This is a genomic window from Staphylococcus sp. GDX8P54P (genome assembly GCF_017893165.1).
Lineage (GTDB): Bacteria > Bacillota > Bacilli > Staphylococcales > Staphylococcaceae > Staphylococcus > Staphylococcus borealis.
On sequence record NZ_JAESMM010000007.1, the window covers coordinates 42,565 to 59,045 of the forward strand.

The window sequence follows — 16,481 nt, forward strand, 5'->3', positions numbered from 1 at the left end:
TGAAAATTAAGATTATAAAGTCAAATCAGAAAACGCTTAAAGCATTGATAACATCATAATATGCGCACATAAAAAATTATTTTTTTATTTCATCGACCTAATCTACTTGTTAAACCTATTCTATATTTTTTAAAATAGATAAGTGCTAATCAAATGCGTGTCGTAATAGTTATAATGAGAAGGTAAGTGGGTTTGTTGTAATCGCATTAAGCCTAGTACAAAGATAAAGTATTAAATGTTGATTGAAAGGGGTGAAAGATAGTGGATCACAAACAAGATGAACGATTGGCCTTAAGTCAAAATGAACAAATTCAAAACGTTGATATTTCTCAAATTAAAGCCAATCCATACCAACCTCGCAAAACCTTTGATGATGAAAAGTTAAGCGATTTAGCAACGTCAATACAGACACACGGTATTTTACAACCCATTGTATTACGCCAAACTGTACAAGGTTACTATATCGTGGTTGGTGAAAGGCGATTTAGAGCATCTCAATTAGCAGGGTTAACTGAAATACCAGCAATTATCAAAGAATTATCTGATTCGGACATGATGGAATTAGCGATTATCGAAAATTTACAACGAGAAGATCTTAATGCTATTGAAGAAGCGGAGAGCTATCAACGTTTGATGAAAGATTTAGGATTAACGCAACAAAAAGTAGCTGAGCGATTAGGTAAATCACGACCTTACATCGCTAATATGTTGAGATTGCTGAATTTGCCACAAGATGTTTCAAAGCAAGTCAAAGAAGGTGCTTTATCCGGTGCGCATGGACGGACATTATTAGGAATTAAAGATGTTAGTAAGATGAAGAAGATAAGTCAACAAGCAATACGTGAAAAGTGGAGCGTTAGGTATCTTGAACAAGTTGTAAATGAACTGCAAGACGGCCGGCAGTCTAAAGAAAGTAAAGAACCAACGCCAATGAAACCCAAATTCATTCAAAAACAAGAACGTCTATTAAAAGAAAAATTTGGCACCAAAGTAGAGATTTCAACGCGTAAAAATACAGGTAAAATAACATTTGAATTTAAATCAAAAGAAGCGTTTCAGCGACTCATTCAACAACTTAATGAAGATTAATGGTACATATCCAAATGTACTGTTAAAATGGGATCTTTGAGTTAGTGAGCAAAGTTATGTTACATTTTAAGCTTTAGAGAGAAAATAATATTGAAAGTAAAGCTTAAGACGGATACATATTGTGCAATAAATGCGTATAATAATTAAATTATAAAATAGTTAAATAGGGAGGTTGCTATTATATGAATCAGGTCAAAAATGTGTTGTCTTCATTATTTGAACCATTAACAAAGATAGAAACATATGAGAATTTAGCTATCAAAATAGCATTAATTCTCATATATATTATTGTTGCGTTGATTGTTATAGCAATATTAAACAAAGCAATTGAACAAGCGTTTAAAATACAAAACCGTAGTAGCAAAGGAAATAAAAAGCGTTCTCGAACATTAATTTCACTAGTTCAAAACGTAGTGAGTTATATCGTATGGTTTATTGTGATTACTACCATCTTAAGTAAATTTGGAATTAGTGTTGAAGGCATCATTGCGAGTGCTGGGGTCGTTGGTTTAGCTGTTGGTTTCGGTGCGCAAACCATCGTTAAAGATATTATTACAGGCTTCTTTATCATATTTGAAAATCAATTCGACGTTGGTGACTATGTTAAAATCAATAGCGGTGGTACAACTGTAGCAGAAGGAACTGTGAAATCTATCGGCTTAAGATCAACACGTATTAATACTATTACAGGTGAATTAACGATATTACCAAATGGTAGTATGGGCGAAATTACGAATTTCTCTATTACTAATGGATTCTCTATAGTAGAAATTCCAGTATCTGTGGAAGAAAATTTAGATAAAGTTGAAAAACGTCTAAATAAATTATTTACAGCAATGCGTAGTAAATACTACTTATTTATTACTGATCCAGTCGTGGAAGGTATTGATTCGTTAGATGAAACGAAAGTAACGTTTAGAATATCTGCCGAAACGATTCCTGGTGAAGGTGCATCTGGTTCAAGAATATTACGTAAAGAAATTCAAAGAGTGTTTGTCCAAGAAGGTATTAAATTACCACAACCAATTTACATTAAAAATAATAATCAACAAGGCAAATCTTAATTATTATTGAGGGGTAATTTCATGACGTCAAATTATGGAATAAATGATATAGTAGAGATGAAAAAGCAACATGCATGTGGAACTAATCGATTTAAAATCATTCGTATGGGTGCTGATATTCGTATCAAATGTGAGAATTGCCAACGAAGTATTATGATTCCACGTCAAACGTTCAATAAAAAAATAAAGAAAATATTAGTATCAAATCAAGATACTGAAAGTTAGGAGAATGATTAATGGCTTTAACAGCAGGGATTGTAGGCTTACCAAACGTAGGTAAATCTACCTTATTTAACGCAATAACAAAAGCGGGAGCATTAGCCGCTAACTATCCGTTCGCAACAATTGATCCAAACGTAGGTATCGTAGAAGTGCCAGACACACGTTTAAATAAATTAACAGAAATGGTTGAACCTAAAAAAACAATTCCAACGACATTTGAATTCACAGATATTGCAGGGATTGTAAAAGGTGCCTCTAAAGGTGAAGGTTTAGGAAACAAATTCCTTTCACATATCCGTGAAGTAGATGCGATATGCCAAGTTGTACGTGCGTTTGATGATGAAAACGTTACACACGTATCAGGTCGCGTCAACCCATTAGATGATATTGAAGTCATTAATATGGAGTTAGTATTAGCAGATTTAGAATCTGTCGAAAAACGTTTGCCTAGAATTGAAAAAATGGCACGTCAAAAAGATAAAACTGCTGAAATGGAAATTAGAATACTCTCTAGAATCAAAGAAGCACTTGAAAACGGTGACCCTGTACGTAGTATAGACTTCAATGATGAAGATCAAAAATACGTTAACCAAGCGCAACTACTAACATCTAAAAAAATGTTATATATTGCCAATGTCGGTGAAGATGAAATTGGTGACGAAGATAATGATAAAGTAAAAGCAATTCGTGAATATGCGGCGAAAGAAGATTCTGAAGTTATTGTTATTAGCGCGAAAATTGAAGAAGAAATTGCTACATTAGATGACGAAGATAGAGCGATGTTCCTTGAAGATTTAGGCATTGAAGAACCAGGATTAGATGTACTTATCAGAACAACATATGATTTATTAGGCTTATCAACATACTTTACTGCAGGTGTACAAGAAGTACGTGCTTGGACATTTAGACAAGGTATGACAGCACCACAATGTGCAGGTATTATTCATACTGACTTTGAACGTGGATTTATTCGTGCTGAAGTGACTAGTTATGATGACTATGTAGAACATGGTGGCGAACAAGGTGCTAAAGAAGCGGGTAAACAACGTTTAGAAGGTAAAGAATACATTATGCAAGATGGCGATATCGTGCATTTCAGATTTAACGTTTAATCATTTCTCAACGGATTATGTGAGTAAAATAAAAAGCAATGTAAGTTTCGCTTAGCTTAAGTGACAAGAGACTTACATTGCTTTTTTTATATCATTTGTTTCATTTATATCTTAAAAGAACGGTATAACTTTACTTGCTTCAATAATGTCTTTGGTGCTAAAAAACTGTTTACCTTCTCCAGTATAAGCAGGTTCAAGAATCATATTGGCTTTCGCACAGTATAACCATTCTGGATTGATACCGCAATTTAAGACTTCTTGAAATTCTTGAAAATCTTTATTCCAATCTAAATCTAATTGCATATTTTACACCTCGACTTCATTATAGAACAAGTGTTCGTAAAAATAAAGTGTTATGTATGCATTTTTAATCAATAAACCAATCAGCCGTAACATTGGCATCTAAGTAATTCGCATCAACATTTTGGTTTAACTCTGGTGCATAGTAACGATCAGTGTATTGCCATAATACTTTCTCTCTATTAGGTTCTTGCGTTTGATATGCTGCTAACCAATAACCATCATAAGCACTCACTGCATTAGGAACATTGTTAATCATAAAATTCTCATAAGAATAAAATAATATTTTTTTATTTCCAGCAAGTTGTCGCATTTCATCTGCCCAAGCTTTTGTGGCAGTGTCAGCATCACCAGAAGTGATGGAATTTTGCTCAAAATCATTAACATAGAATGATGCTTTAGGTGCACGATTATAAAGCGTTTGTGCTTCATTTCGAGCGTCATCGGCATTTTCATACATGCTGTATGAGTACACACCAAATTTCATATTATTGTTATCTAGTAAAGTTGAATTGTTCTCTAAACATTTATCGACATATTCGGAGCCATATTGACCTCGAATAATAATAAAATCATAATCTTGTTTTAATTGTTTGACTTGGGCGTCAGTTAAGTTGCCTTGCCACTCTGAAATATCTAATACACGTTCACCATTTTGTGTGGTCACTGCTTTGGATTTTGATGAAAAGGTTGAACGATTACTTGTTGAAGCATCTTGTTGGTCGGGGTTATTTTCAAGATATTGTTGATATCCATACCCCATTGTCCCTTTTTGGCTACCTCCAGAATGCTCAGAAGCGTTTGCATTTAACGCACCTACAGAAGTCGCCATAATAGTTAAACATGCAATAGATGATGTTGCCTTTTTAAACATTTGAGCTCTCCTTTAGATATTATATTTTTTAGAAATAATACTATGTAAAATGCAGTTGTGATATTAGTATAAAAAGTTCTAATTCGCAACTTTATATAAGACGCGATTCATATATAAGAAAATTAAGTTATAGGCAATACAAAATAGTGAGGCGGAGGATACATAAAATATATTGTAAAAAGTAATACTCTGTGCTATAATTCTTGATTGTGAGTAATGAAAATTATTCCTTGCTTATCGTTAGTATTCGATAGGCCGCATAGACCACAAGGAGGTGCAAGTATAAAATGAGAACATATGAAATTATGTATGTCGTACGTCCAAACATTGAAGAAGATGCTAAAAAAGCACTTGTTGAACGCTTCAACGGTATCTTAGCTTCAGAAGGATCAGAAGTTTTAGAAGAAAAAGACTGGGGTAAACGCCGTCTTGCTTATGAAATTGAAGATTTCAAAGAAGGTTTCTATAACATCGTACGCATTAAAACTGATAACAACAAAGCTACAGACGAATTCCAACGTTTAGCTAAAATCAGTGACGATATCATCCGTTATATCGTTATCCGTGAAGACCAAGATAAGTAATAAAGTAATGGGGGCGTTTTAATGATAAACAGAGTTGTATTAGTAGGTCGTTTAACTAAAGATCCAGAATACAGAACCACTCCCTCAGGCGTAAGTGTAGCGACATTTACTCTAGCAGTTAATCGTACTTTCACGAATGCTCAAGGGGAACGCGAAGCTGACTTCATCAATGTCGTTGTGTTTAGAAGACAAGCAGAGAACGTGAATAATTATTTATTCAAAGGTAGTCTAGCTGGCGTTGATGGTCGCATACAATCACGCAGTTATGAAAATCAAGAAGGTCGTCGTATCTTTGTTACTGAAGTTGTAGCAGATAGTGTTCAATTCCTTGAACCTAAGAATGCGCATGGTGGCCAACGTAATCAAAGTAATAACAATGATTTCCAAGACTACGGTCAAGGATTTGGTGGTCAACAATCAGGACAAAATACGTCTTATAATAACAATAATGCATCAACTAATAAACAATCTGATAATCCATTTGCAAACGCAAACGGACCGATTGATATTAGTGATGATGACTTACCATTCTAATAACAAAATGAACGTATAAAAATTTATTCCAAAGGAGGTAATTAACCATGGCAGGTGGACCAAGAAGAGGCGGACGTCGTCGTAAAAAAGTATGCTATTTCACAGCAAATGGTATTACACACATTGACTATAAAGACACTGAATTATTAAAACGTTTTATCTCAGAACGCGGTAAAATTTTACCACGTCGTGTAACTGGTACTTCAGCTAAATATCAACGTATGTTGACTACAGCTATCAAACGTGCTCGTCATATGGCTTTATTACCATATGTTAAAGACGAAAACTAATATATAATTAGTGTTTAAACCCCGTAGGCTTAAAGCTTACGGGGTTATTTTTGTGCTTTGAATTGTAGAATATATCTAATGACTTTATAAAAGTACGTTTTTTTAATAGAATCTTCTTAATATCTTTGAGTGGAATTTGTACGTTAATCGAACCCTACAAGAAGGAAATTTCGAAAAAATTACATCTAACTACACAAAAAATCCGACTTCTTTATCGAAGTCGAATTTAATAATTTTAAATTATAAACGAATATCGATATCATCAATTTGTTGTTGATATTCTTTATATTTACTTTCGACTAACATTTGATAAGGCGTGTCGAAGAAGTCTGCAAGAATCATTGCATCTTTAAACTTAGGTTCGTGTTGGTGATTTTCCCATTCCCATAATTGATGGGATTCATAATGTGTACCATATTTTTCGTTAATTAATTCAGTTAATTCGTTAATTTCAAGATTTCGTTTAGTTCTTAAATTAAAAAGTGTATGTGAACTCATGAAACATAACCTCCTAAAATTCAAGTTTGAATTTAAATTATTTTTTCTTACTTTCCATGTTTATTTATTATAAGTAAGTTTTTTTAGTCTTTTATATATAACCTAAGTTATTTTACTATACTAGTCCTGTTCACAATAATTATCAAGTCTTTTAGCTGATAAATATTAATTATGTTATCTTTATTTCAAGAAATATAAATAAAGAGGGAATTTATAATGAAACTATTTGATTCGCATTTTCATATCATTGATTTTGATTATCCGGTTAAAGAGAATAATGGCTACATACCCCCATCATTTAAGGTTAATGATTATTTAAATCATACTAAGCCATTAAATGTTGTAGGAGGTGCAATTGTATCAGGGTCATTTCAAGGGTTCGATCAAGATTATTTAATAACGGCATTAGATCAACTTCAAGGTCAATTTGTTGGGATAACGCAGCTACCTGCATCGACCTCTGACGATGAAATTCTCCGATTAAATGATAAAGGGGTTAGAGGTATTCGATTTAATGTTAAGCGCGGTGGGTCTGAAGATATAGCGCTTATCAAGACGTTTGCGCAAAGGGTATATGATTTAGTTGATTGGCATACTGAAATTTATATTGAATCTAAACAATTAAAAGACTATCAAGAAATTATAAGCTCATTATCCCAAGTATCAATCGATCATCTCGGCTTGACTGTAGAGGGCTTTGAGGATTTAAAAACGTTAGTTAAACAAGGTGTTTATGTTAAAGCAACTGGATTTGGACGTATAGAGATAGATCCCATTAAAGCCATTGAGGAACTAATTGAAATAACCCTGAGGCCATTATGTTTGGTACTGATTTGCCCTCTACTCGAGCAAAGCGTCCTTTTAGTGAACAAGATATTGAGTTAATTCAAAAGCATTTTGATGAAGAGACACAAGAGAAGATCTTTTATAAAAATGCATTAAAATTTTATAGAATTTAAGCGTAAAAATCGTATTTGTAGTAGAGAGTAAATAAGTGTTTATAAATTATCCATATTGCTTAAAGCGCAATTGGATATGAGTTTAATTAAAAATATAATAAAATTTAATTTTAATGTTTATTCATGTTGGCGTGTGGTATATATAAGAAGTATACAAAAATAGAAGATGTAAGGAGAGTTCTGAATATGGGCTTTATTGTTATGTTAATAGTCGGAGGATTAATCGGCTGGGTTGCCGGTATGATCATGGGTAAAGATATCCCAGGTGGTATCATCGGTAACATCATTGCTGGATTAATCGGTTCAGCAGTAGGTAGTAAATTATTAGGTACTTGGGGTCCTGTATGGGGCGGCGTACCAATCATTCCAGCACTAATCGGTGCAATTATTGTTATTTTCGTTGTTTCTTTAATTTTAAAAGCATTAAGAAAATAAGAGTAATATCTAAAACAGTCTGGGACATAAATAATATAATAATGCTATTTAGCAAGTTCGCAGTAGCTGACTGAACTGAGAAGGCGCTTAAATCAAGCTTTTCTCAGTTCTAGTCAGGGGCGCCAACACAAAAAATCACGAAAGTGATTTTACAAGCTAAGCAAGTTGGGGTTCGGGGCCTCAACAAAGAGAATTTCACTAAGAAATTCTACAAGCAAAGCAAGCTGGGAGTCGGGGCCCTAGCAAAGAGAATTTCATCAAGAAATTCTACAAGCAAAGCAAGCTGGGAGTGGGACGACGAATTCAAAAGAATTCCGTCCCGCTCCCTTTTTTTGTTTTATGCAATTTAGTTAATCAAAGCTTGATGATTGTGAATCGCATCATAATCATAGTTCTTAATAATCTCGCATCCTAATGGATGTCTGCCATTATCAACATGTTGATTAACTTCTTCTAGTATTTCTAAAATTTCATATTCTGGTGTTTCAATATTAAATGAATATCTAAATATATGTCCGTGATCAGATTTAACAGTTGCCATGAGTTCGTCATTAATCATTTTATAGCCTAGCAATTCCATTATTGATTCCCCCCAATAAGTGTGATTACTTAGTTATAATGTAGCATGTAAAAATGCATGATGACAGTAATTTTACTTAAATGCTAATGATTATCATTTCGGTGTTTATTTTGTGAGGAGTACTAGGAAAAGGGATTAAAATTGGGCATAAAAAGAGGGTGACGTCGGGTTAAGGCGTCACCCAGGAGTATTATGTTCATGAATATAAAAGACTTTGTAGTTATTATTTAACTACACCCTTATACTACCATGTAACCGACCATAATGACAATGAAAAGTACTTAAAATATTAAAAAATTTCGTTTAGTCCTATGATTTGTAAAAGTCGTATTTAAGTTAAGTATTAAACGCTAAAGAATCGTGCTACTTTTGGAATTTTAGACTACCCGTAGACTTACATTTACAATTTAAGTATGCCATAATCTATATAATATTAAATTGAAGTGGGTGTGTATATGGAAGGTATCTTAACCTTTATTACTATTACGTTACTTATCATTATAGTGCCTGGTCCCGATTTTTTAATTGTTATGAAAAATACAATCCATTCGGGTAAAGTAAATGGGGCAATGTCAGCATTAGGTATCACTTTTGCACATGTCATTTATTCGTCATTAGCTGTGTTGGGCATTATATATATCCTTACAAGTTTATATTACATATTTTTGATCATTAAAATACTTGGTGCGTGCTATCTAGTGTATTTAGGCGTACAAAGTATTCGCACCGCACGTCAGTCGATGAATTTTAATACAACTCGTATTGGCATAGATGATATGAGCTATTTTACTTCGTATCGTCAAGGCTTTATTAGCACTATTTTAAATCCTAAAGCACTACTGTATTATGTGAGTGTTTTACCTCAATTTCTATCAACGGGTGGTATTGAAGTAAAGTCACAAGTAGCCGTTTTATCTATAATTGTCATCATCGTTATCTTAATTTGGTTTTTATTCTGTGTATTTGTATTTCAATATATTAAGTTACTATTCAGTCAACCGAAAATAAAAGCTGCATTCGATTATATGGTAGGTATCATTTTAATTGGGTTATCCATTCATTTATTATTAAGCAAGAGTAGTTAAATTAAAGTAAAGGATTGTAGTATATGAAACTATATTTAGTGAGACATGGTGAATCACAATCAAATTATGACAACAAACATAAAAGAGCTTATTTCTGTGGTCAATTAGATGTACCACTAACTAAAAAGGGTATTGAGGGTGCACAAAATTTAGAAAGTTATTTTAAAGAAAGACAAATTGATCACGTCTATGTATCCGACTTAACGCGTACGCAAGAAACCTATCGCTATATCTTTCCTTATGAGATACCGACGACAATTACGTCATTGCTTCGTGAACGTTCACTTGGCGTGTTTGAGGGCGAGTATAAAGATACGTTGATGCATGATGCGGAGTATCATCGTTACTTTAATGATCCGGAGTATAAAGATTTCCGTCATAGTTTCACTCAAAAAGCGCCTGAGGGTGAGAGTTATAGAGATGTATATCAAAGAGTTCATCTATTTTTTGAACAATTGAATCGTCATGATGATAAAACAATTGTGATTGTAGCACATCAAGTCGTTATTCGTTGTATATTTGCATATTTCAATATGATTGATGAGGATGAAGCATTAGATTACAATGTCGACAATTGTAAGCCATACTTTTTAGAAATATAATATGTATGAAAATAATTGCTTAACAATTAAAAGAGGTTGGGACATACATAATATAATGGTGTTATTTTGTAAATTCGCAGTAGCTGATTGAACTGAAAAAGCGCTTAAATCAAGCTTTTTCAGTTCTAGTCAACCTTGCGGGCGGGCTTCACCAAAGAGAATTTCACTAAGAAATTCTACAAGCTAAGCAAGCTGAGAGCGTACAGTCTACTTCTCTCTACAGCTAATCTTAGTATGTTTTTTATTTATCTAATACGTCAGACTTAATATTTTTATCATCTAGGAATTTTTGGATTTTATCTTGTTGTTTACCATTCACATCACCTGCATAATGCGTAGGCACATCGACGACATTAATTGTATTTTGAGGTTCATAATTAAGTTGTTCAATACTCTTATCTACATCCGCAATCGTACTATTTAAGGCGTGGAAGTAGTTAATAATTCGCTCCGTATTTTCTTTATAACCAGAAGGTAACGTATTGTTTTTTACGAAATCTTTGAAATGTATATCGTTTTTAACGGCCAAATTTGATAAGTTGCTAAGTTTTTTGGCTTGTTCATCCGTAACGTGTGTTTGACCTGTACTTTGACGGTCAATTTGGCTTTGCATTACATATTTATTATCTAAAATATCACTATTTACATCTAAATATTTTTTAATGGCTTTATTCATTTCATCTTCAGTTAGTTTTTGATTCTTTTTATCGGAAGTGAAAATATCGCTCTCTTTCAACGCTTTAGCATTTTTAGGTGCATTAACACCATTACTATGATGGTCTGTTGAATCATTATTCTCCTTAGGTGCACAAGCACTTAATGTTAGTAATAATGATAAAAAGAGACCTATTATTAAACTTTTCTTCATAGGTTTCTAAAATCTCCTTTATTAGTAACGCAACTATAATTTTACATAGTAATAGATTATCATTTATTGAAAAATAATTGAATGTTAAGTGCTTAAAATCACAATTATCTATGAACAATTTGTGGCATTTATCCATCTACATATTTTGTATTTCTACTATTGTATTACCTTTTGCAAACCAAAGTCTTAAATGAGTCCAAACCTGTTCTACTTGCTCGGTTAGTTTATCCTCGGGAATAGGGTACAGCATATCTCCTGCAATCATAACTTCAATAGCCATAATCGCTTCATCTAAGTCTGAAGATGAACGTAATTCGTGGAATAACATAGTCATATCCGTGTGTATCTCTTCTTTATCATCAGTAGTGAAGTAGTGTTTTATGAACGTTTTAAATTCTTTAATCACTTTGTCCGCTTTATAATATTCATGGACATCGAAAGAAAGTAACTCTTTTAATGTCTTTGGTTCATAATAATCAAGATCTAATGATTCAACATAAGTTGGATCAATATAATTTGCCATTACTGGATGGACTAAATACCCTTGCTTAATAACTGTGAAGTGATGCATATTTAAAGATTGAATATGGAATTTAATTTCATTGCTTGATTTTGATGTGTTTAATAATCGTTTTAATAATTTTGAAACGAATTGCAGTGATACGACACCATATAAATTTGTTGCTGCAGTATAAAATCTAAATAAGGTAATTTCTTTATCACTTTTATTTTGATCCTTCATTTCGCTTATTTTATATTCAACATGTGCTTCTTTTAACAAATTATTAACACTATTCGTAAATGTAGAATCTAGAATCTCATCGCTTAATAATTTTTCTAAATCATGCTCATCGATGTTTTCAACGCCCATATCTATAAGTTTGTTAATATGATCGCTATTTACATCGAATAAAAGATTCAATTCTTCATCAATATAGTCATCTTCATCTAAGAAGGGGACGTCGTTATTAATAGTCAGTAAATCGGGCAAAAGATTATCTAACCCACCAATATCATTCACATATTGTGAAAAATGATTCATAACATCCTGTGGTATGATAATAACTTCGCTACGTATATCAAATCTTAAAATAAATAGATGTCTTTCTAAGACCTGGAAATCCATACCTAAGTATGCATTTAATGCATTGAAGTCATAATTCGTATCAACATTTTTACCAGATTTATATGTATCTACAAAGATATCTAGTATTCTACGGGGCATTCGTCCGAATTCCTGTTTTAAAATTGAAAAATCTCGGAAGAAAGCGTCATTTATTAAATCGATAATTGAGGCTTTGTTCTTATTAGAGAACCCTTTAATTTTATAAGAACGACAAATATCTTTTAGACTTTCCATATTATATTCAGCCATTTCCTCTTTAAGAGAAACGTTTTTATACTTTTCAATTGCTGTATATTGCCCATGAAGTTTCATAACATAATCTTCTTCTCTGATGGTTTTTGGTGGAAACTCAGGGTACTTTTTGTTTAAAACCACTTCGTTCAACATAGTCAGTATGAGATTATTTACGACAAACGTATCTTCTTTTACAAATGTAACAATGCCATATTTATAACAAATAGGTAACTTTTTTAATTTTCTCTTATTAATTAGAATGAGTGATTCACCATTTTTTAAAAAAGTACTAATATAATTTTTCTCAGATTGACTCATCTCATTGTAAAGTCGCGTTAATGTTTTAGGTTGTGAAGCGAGTTCAAACAACATATCGGCTTTGCTGTAATAAGATGGTGGATTTACAAGTTGCTTCAAGTTACTCGTTTGTTCCTCTGAAATTAGAGATAGCGATTCATACATAAAGAAGACCTCCAATGTTATTTATCTGCATAAGTTTAGATTATCATAGATAATATGAAAGTCACACAAAAAACAGAGACCCTTACATGGGTCTCTGTTATATATGAAGATATTTGATAGGTTAAGTGATTGATAGGGATAAGAAGCAAGGTCATAAAGACCTTACACCTATCCTTAGATAGTAATTAATTTCTAATGATATAATCGAATGCATTTAATGCCGCATTGGCACCAGCACCCATAGAAATAATAATTTGTTTATTTTTTTGGTCAGTAACGTCACCAGCCGCAAATATACCTGGAACGTTTGTATTGTTATTACGATCAATAACAATTTCGCCACGGTTATTTAATTCTACTGCGTCACCAATCCAATGTGTGTTTGGTACTAATCCAATTTGTACGAAGATACCATCTAAGCTTAATTCTTTCATTTCGCCAGTAGTTAAATCTTCGTAACTAATACCAGTTACATGATCTTCACCTAATACTTCAGCAGTTCTTGCACTCGTGTGAATGTCTACGTTTGATAGTGAACGTAAACGATCTTGTAATACTGTGTCTGCTTTAAGTTCTGATGAATATTCAAATAAAGTAACATGTTTAACAATTCCTGCTAAGTCGATAGCAGCTTCAACACCAGAGTTTCCTCCACCGATAACTGCAACGTCTTTATTTTCGAATAAAGGACCATCACAGTGAGGGCAGAAAGCAACCCCTTTATTAATTAAACGATCTTCACCAGGAATGTTAAGCTTACGCCAACTTGCACCTGTTGAAATAATAGCAGTCTTAGTTTCTAAAACAGCATCATTTTCAAGTGTGACACGGATGGCTTGATCTGTCTTCTCAATATTAGTAGCACGGATGCCTGTCATTGTATCAATGTCATATTCATCAATGTGTGCTGCGAGATTAGCTGAAAATTGAGAACCTGTTGTTTCTTTTACAGTGATAAAGTTCTCGATACCAGCAGTATCATTAACTTGACCACCAATACGGTCAGCAATAATACCAGTACGTAGTCCTTTACGAGCAGTGTAAATGGCTGCACTACCACTAGCTGGACCACCACCGATGATTAAAACATCGTAAGGGTCTTTACCTTCGAATTCAGAAGCGTCTTGTGTGCTGCCTAATTTAGTTAAGATATCTGAAATGGTCATACGTCCATTACCAAATTCTTCACCATCTAAGAATACTGCAGGAACAGCCATGATATCTTCTGACTCTTCACGGAATACAGCACCATCAATCATCGTATGCGTGATGTTAGGGTTAACAACACTCATTAGGTTTAATGCTTGGACAACATCAGGACATTTTTGACACGTTAAACTAACGTATGTCTCGAAGTTGTATTTACCTTCTAAACCTTTAATTTGATCAATGATAGATTGTTTCTCTTTAGGGGCACGACCACTAACTTGTAAAATTGCTAATACAAGTGAATTAAATTCATGACCTAAAGGAATTCCGGCAAACGTGATATCAGCTTCTTCATCAGGTTTGCTAACTGAGAAACTTGGCGTACGTTTTAATTCTTTTTCTACGATTGTAATGTGCTCAGACATTTCAGCGATTTCGTCTAAAAGTGCTTTAAGCTCTTTAGATTTATCATCAGAACCGATACTTGCTCTGAATTCTACATCGCCTTCCATAAGTCCTAAAAGTTGCTGTAATTGTTGTTTTAAATCAGCATTAAGCATTCTTTAATGCCTCCTTAAATTTTACCTACTAAGTCTAATCCTGGTTGTAATGATTCAGAACCTTCTTCCCATTTAGCTGGGCAAACTTCACCTGGATGTTGACGTACGTATTGAGCGGCTTTGATTTTATTTACTAATGTGCTTGCGTCACGGCCAATACCATCTGCATTGATTTCAGCTGCTTGAACAACGCCGTCTGGGTCAATAATGAATGTACCACGTTGAGCTAATCCAAGTTCTTCGTCTAATACGTCGAAGTTACGAGTGATTGTTTGTGAAGGGTCACCAATCATTTGATATTGGATTTTGCTGATAGCATCTGAATGATCATGCCAAGCTTTGTGTACGAAATGTGTATCAGTTGATACTGAGAATACATTTACACCTAAGTCTTGTAATTTGTCATATTGGTTTTGTAAATCTTCTAATTCAGTTGGACATACGAATGAGAAGTCAGCTGGGTAGAAACATACGACACTCCAAGAACCTTTTAAATCATCTTGGCTTACTTCTTTGAATTCGTCGTTTTTAGGATCATAAGCTTGCGCTGTGAATGGTAAAATTTCTTTATTGATTAAAGACATAACTTAAATTCCTCCTGATTATCGTGAATATTAATTAGAACTACATAATAATAATTGCTTGTTTATAATAATTCTAATTTCTTAAGTATTATTATTACATGCTATTTCTTATTCGTCAACTTAATGCACTTATAAGTGATAAAATGCTATTTTAACATTGTTAAAACGGGTTTTTTAACACGTCGTTAAGAAAATGAAGAAGTGATTAAGTTTTAGTTTTTAATTTGAAAAATAGGTGTCATCATTTTTTCTGAATATCAATTAACCTTTTTCATTCTCAACTAAACATATATTTTTGATCATGCAAAATAAAATAAATATAAAAAGAACGGAATAGAAACCACATATAGTATGAAGATTTCATTGTTCCGTTCAATAATAATGAATAGGGTGTATAAATGATTTATTTAAGACTCAGGATAATGTTGGAACATATGGTTAATCAATGACTTTAACTGTGACTGATCCTACTTTGTCATAGTCAGCAGTATACGTACCTTCTTCTAAATTTAAAGGAGAAATAAAGGTTCCAGAAGAAATAAATTGTCCTCTTTTTAAAGATTTGCCATGAGAATGTAATTTTTTATTTAACCATTTCACGGATTCAATAGGGTTTCCAAGCACTTCACTAGAGTGACCAGTTTCAATTTGCTGATTATCTTTGAATAATTTTAAATTAATATCTGCGAATGCTTCATAATCGAGAGGTGTGATACGTTCGCCCACTACGATGAGTCCTGTAGCAGTATTATCAGAAATCAAGTCACCTAGAGTGAAATTAGGGAACCAATCTTTATAACGTGCATCTGGAATTTCGATTCCTGGTGCGATTTTCACACTTTCTAATATCGTTTGCGTGTCAGCATCTTCAGGTAAGTCGGCAGTTAATTCAAAAATAATTTCAGGTTCTAATAGTGGCGCAAATAATGTAGTGAGTGATACGCCATGACCATTTTCTACAACTTGATGAGATAAAATTGTACCGTAAGCTGGTTCGTTAGTATTAGCGATGGCTTGAGTTGCAGCACTTGTCATACTTACTTTATAACCTTTGATAGGGACCTGCTTCTCAGCTTGAATTTGCTGAATAAGATCATCTTGTGTTTGATAAGCTTCAGGTTCAGTAAGCGTGTGTGTGTTACTTACAAATTCAATAGGTTCCTTTGACATATATGCTTGAAATAAGGCGTTTGATACTTCTTTATTTGCTTGGCTCATGCTATCTCTCCTTAAATATCTGAAAATTGTTACTATTATGATAACTATAAAA

At 33.2% G+C, this 16,481-nt stretch carries 19 protein-coding genes and 1 pseudogene; 11 read left to right on the forward strand and 9 right to left on the reverse strand.

What is annotated here, in order from left to right; translation table 11 throughout:
- Positions 1 to 261 precede the first annotated feature (261 nt).
- The 4 genes from KA909_RS02845 to ychF all read left to right on the forward strand — a co-directional run bounded on the left by KA909_RS02845 (position 262) and on the right by ychF (position 3,487).
- Entirely contained in the window at positions 262 to 1,089 is an 828-nt protein-coding gene (locus KA909_RS02845) for a ParB/RepB/Spo0J family partition protein (RefSeq protein ID WP_053030278.1), read from the forward strand.
- Positions 1,090 to 1,271: 182 nt separating this feature from the next.
- Positions 1,272 to 2,153, forward strand: a complete 882-nt coding sequence (locus KA909_RS02850) for a mechanosensitive ion channel family protein (protein ID WP_053030277.1) — start codon at positions 1,272 to 1,274, stop codon at positions 2,151 to 2,153.
- Between the two features lie 21 nt (positions 2,154 to 2,174).
- A complete protein-coding gene (locus KA909_RS02855; protein ID WP_075108899.1) occupies positions 2,175 to 2,378 on the forward strand; it encodes a DUF951 domain-containing protein in 204 nt (67 codons plus the stop codon).
- Between the two features lie 11 nt (positions 2,379 to 2,389).
- On the forward strand, positions 2,390 to 3,487 hold the full coding sequence (gene ychF, locus KA909_RS02860) for a redox-regulated ATPase YchF (protein WP_193839779.1): 1,098 nt from the start codon (positions 2,390 to 2,392) through the stop codon (positions 3,485 to 3,487).
- 111 nt (positions 3,488 to 3,598) lie between these two features.
- On the opposite strand, the gene KA909_RS02865 is transcribed toward ychF, so the two are convergent.
- Both KA909_RS02865 and KA909_RS02870 read right to left on the reverse strand, forming a co-directional pair.
- On the reverse strand, positions 3,599 to 3,790 hold the full coding sequence (locus KA909_RS02865) for a hypothetical protein (RefSeq protein ID WP_011276869.1): 192 nt from the start codon (positions 3,788 to 3,790) through the stop codon (positions 3,599 to 3,601).
- A 64-nt stretch (positions 3,791 to 3,854) separates the two neighbouring features.
- Complete coding sequence (locus KA909_RS02870) at positions 3,855 to 4,661, reverse strand: glycoside hydrolase family 25 protein (protein ID WP_075108900.1); 807 nt, start codon at positions 4,659 to 4,661, stop codon at positions 3,855 to 3,857.
- Positions 4,662 to 4,948: 287 nt separating this feature from the next.
- On the opposite strand from KA909_RS02870, the gene rpsF reads away from it, so the two are divergent.
- Genes rpsF through rpsR form a run of 3 tightly spaced genes read left to right on the forward strand, consistent with a single transcriptional unit; the run spans position 4,949 to position 6,069 of the window.
- Positions 4,949 to 5,245 (forward strand): 30S ribosomal protein S6, encoded by a 297-nt coding sequence (gene rpsF / locus KA909_RS02875; protein ID WP_053030273.1) that lies wholly within the window; start codon positions 4,949 to 4,951, stop codon positions 5,243 to 5,245.
- Positions 5,246 to 5,266: 21 nt separating this feature from the next.
- The gene (ssb, locus tag KA909_RS02880; protein ID WP_053030272.1) at positions 5,267 to 5,779 is read left to right on the forward strand and encodes a single-stranded DNA-binding protein; all 513 of its coding nucleotides are present in this window, start codon (positions 5,267 to 5,269) and stop codon (positions 5,777 to 5,779) included.
- Between the two features lie 47 nt (positions 5,780 to 5,826).
- Positions 5,827 to 6,069, forward strand: coding sequence for a 30S ribosomal protein S18 (rpsR, locus tag KA909_RS02885; protein WP_002447994.1), 243 nt, complete (start codon positions 5,827 to 5,829; stop codon positions 6,067 to 6,069).
- A gap of 240 nt (positions 6,070 to 6,309) precedes the next feature.
- On the opposite strand, the gene KA909_RS02890 is transcribed toward rpsR, so the two are convergent.
- Positions 6,310 to 6,567: an XRE family transcriptional regulator gene (locus KA909_RS02890; protein WP_193839777.1), complete on the reverse strand. Its 258-nt coding sequence runs from the start codon at positions 6,565 to 6,567 to the stop codon at positions 6,310 to 6,312.
- A 216-nt stretch (positions 6,568 to 6,783) separates the two neighbouring features.
- Here KA909_RS02890 and KA909_RS02895 point away from each other — a divergent pair.
- Both KA909_RS02895 and KA909_RS02900 read left to right on the forward strand, forming a co-directional pair.
- Positions 6,784 to 7,526: pseudogene (locus tag KA909_RS02895) on the forward strand (amidohydrolase family protein).
- A 186-nt stretch (positions 7,527 to 7,712) separates the two neighbouring features.
- The gene (locus tag KA909_RS02900; RefSeq protein WP_011276862.1) at positions 7,713 to 7,961 is read left to right on the forward strand and encodes a GlsB/YeaQ/YmgE family stress response membrane protein; all 249 of its coding nucleotides are present in this window, start codon (positions 7,713 to 7,715) and stop codon (positions 7,959 to 7,961) included.
- Positions 7,962 to 8,307: 346 nt separating this feature from the next.
- Here the strand turns inward: KA909_RS02900 and KA909_RS02905 are convergent, their stop codons facing one another.
- Entirely contained in the window at positions 8,308 to 8,541 is a 234-nt protein-coding gene (locus KA909_RS02905; protein ID WP_193839775.1) for a hypothetical protein, read from the reverse strand.
- Between the two features lie 455 nt (positions 8,542 to 8,996).
- On the opposite strand from KA909_RS02905, the gene KA909_RS02910 reads away from it, so the two are divergent.
- Positions 8,997 to 9,626 carry a LysE family translocator gene (locus tag KA909_RS02910; protein WP_210129947.1) on the forward strand — a complete coding sequence of 210 codons (630 nt, stop codon included), beginning with the start codon at positions 8,997 to 8,999 and terminating at the stop codon, positions 9,624 to 9,626.
- Positions 9,627 to 9,649: 23 nt separating this feature from the next.
- The gene (locus tag KA909_RS02915; RefSeq protein ID WP_193839773.1) at positions 9,650 to 10,228 is read left to right on the forward strand and encodes a histidine phosphatase family protein; all 579 of its coding nucleotides are present in this window, start codon (positions 9,650 to 9,652) and stop codon (positions 10,226 to 10,228) included.
- 241 nt (positions 10,229 to 10,469) lie between these two features.
- Here KA909_RS02915 and KA909_RS02920 read toward each other — a convergent pair whose 3' ends face one another.
- From KA909_RS02920 to KA909_RS02940, 5 genes are all read right to left on the reverse strand, one after another.
- Positions 10,470 to 11,096 carry an NDxxF motif lipoprotein gene (locus KA909_RS02920; RefSeq protein WP_053030267.1) on the reverse strand — a complete coding sequence of 209 codons (627 nt, stop codon included), beginning with the start codon at positions 11,094 to 11,096 and terminating at the stop codon, positions 10,470 to 10,472.
- A gap of 136 nt (positions 11,097 to 11,232) precedes the next feature.
- On the reverse strand, positions 11,233 to 12,918 hold the full coding sequence (locus KA909_RS02925) for a hypothetical protein (RefSeq protein WP_210129948.1): 1,686 nt from the start codon (positions 12,916 to 12,918) through the stop codon (positions 11,233 to 11,235).
- A gap of 185 nt (positions 12,919 to 13,103) precedes the next feature.
- Positions 13,104 to 14,627 (reverse strand): alkyl hydroperoxide reductase subunit F, encoded by a 1,524-nt coding sequence (gene ahpF, locus KA909_RS02930; RefSeq protein WP_210129949.1) that lies wholly within the window; start codon positions 14,625 to 14,627, stop codon positions 13,104 to 13,106.
- Positions 14,628 to 14,641: 14 nt separating this feature from the next.
- On the reverse strand, positions 14,642 to 15,211 hold the full coding sequence (gene ahpC / locus KA909_RS02935) for an alkyl hydroperoxide reductase subunit C (RefSeq protein ID WP_053030264.1): 570 nt from the start codon (positions 15,209 to 15,211) through the stop codon (positions 14,642 to 14,644).
- Positions 15,212 to 15,649: 438 nt separating this feature from the next.
- Positions 15,650 to 16,429: a 2-keto-4-pentenoate hydratase gene (locus KA909_RS02940; protein WP_053030263.1), complete on the reverse strand. Its 780-nt coding sequence runs from the start codon at positions 16,427 to 16,429 to the stop codon at positions 15,650 to 15,652.
- Positions 16,430 to 16,481 lie beyond the last annotated feature (52 nt).

Coding starts and splice junctions, on each gene's coding strand:
- KA909_RS02855 (WP_075108899.1), top strand. CDS start 2,175: ATGACGTCAAATTATGGAATAAATGATATAGTAGAGATGAAAAAGCAA.
- KA909_RS02905 (WP_193839775.1), bottom strand. CDS start 8,541: ATGGAATTGCTAGGCTATAAAATGATTAATGACGAACTCATGGCAACT.
- ahpC (WP_053030264.1), bottom strand. CDS start 15,211: ATGTCTTTAATCAATAAAGAAATTTTACCATTCACAGCGCAAGCTTAT.
- KA909_RS02910 (WP_210129947.1), top strand. CDS start 8,997: ATGGAAGGTATCTTAACCTTTATTACTATTACGTTACTTATCATTATA.
- KA909_RS02890 (WP_193839777.1), bottom strand. CDS start 6,567: ATGAGTTCACATACACTTTTTAATTTAAGAACTAAACGAAATCTTGAA.
- KA909_RS02925 (WP_210129948.1), bottom strand. CDS start 12,918: ATGTATGAATCGCTATCTCTAATTTCAGAGGAACAAACGAGTAACTTG.
- rpsR (WP_002447994.1), top strand. CDS start 5,827: ATGGCAGGTGGACCAAGAAGAGGCGGACGTCGTCGTAAAAAAGTATGC.
- KA909_RS02920 (WP_053030267.1), bottom strand. CDS start 11,096: ATGAAGAAAAGTTTAATAATAGGTCTCTTTTTATCATTATTACTAACA.
- rpsF (WP_053030273.1), top strand. CDS start 4,949: ATGAGAACATATGAAATTATGTATGTCGTACGTCCAAACATTGAAGAA.
- KA909_RS02900 (WP_011276862.1), top strand. CDS start 7,713: ATGGGCTTTATTGTTATGTTAATAGTCGGAGGATTAATCGGCTGGGTT.
- ahpF (WP_210129949.1), bottom strand. CDS start 14,627: ATGCTTAATGCTGATTTAAAACAACAATTACAGCAACTTTTAGGACTT.
- KA909_RS02940 (WP_053030263.1), bottom strand. CDS start 16,429: ATGAGCCAAGCAAATAAAGAAGTATCAAACGCCTTATTTCAAGCATAT.
- ssb (WP_053030272.1), top strand. CDS start 5,267: ATGATAAACAGAGTTGTATTAGTAGGTCGTTTAACTAAAGATCCAGAA.
- ychF (WP_193839779.1), top strand. CDS start 2,390: ATGGCTTTAACAGCAGGGATTGTAGGCTTACCAAACGTAGGTAAATCT.
- KA909_RS02915 (WP_193839773.1), top strand. CDS start 9,650: ATGAAACTATATTTAGTGAGACATGGTGAATCACAATCAAATTATGAC.
- KA909_RS02865 (WP_011276869.1), bottom strand. CDS start 3,790: ATGCAATTAGATTTAGATTGGAATAAAGATTTTCAAGAATTTCAAGAA.
- KA909_RS02850 (WP_053030277.1), top strand. CDS start 1,272: ATGAATCAGGTCAAAAATGTGTTGTCTTCATTATTTGAACCATTAACA.
- KA909_RS02870 (WP_075108900.1), bottom strand. CDS start 4,661: ATGTTTAAAAAGGCAACATCATCTATTGCATGTTTAACTATTATGGCG.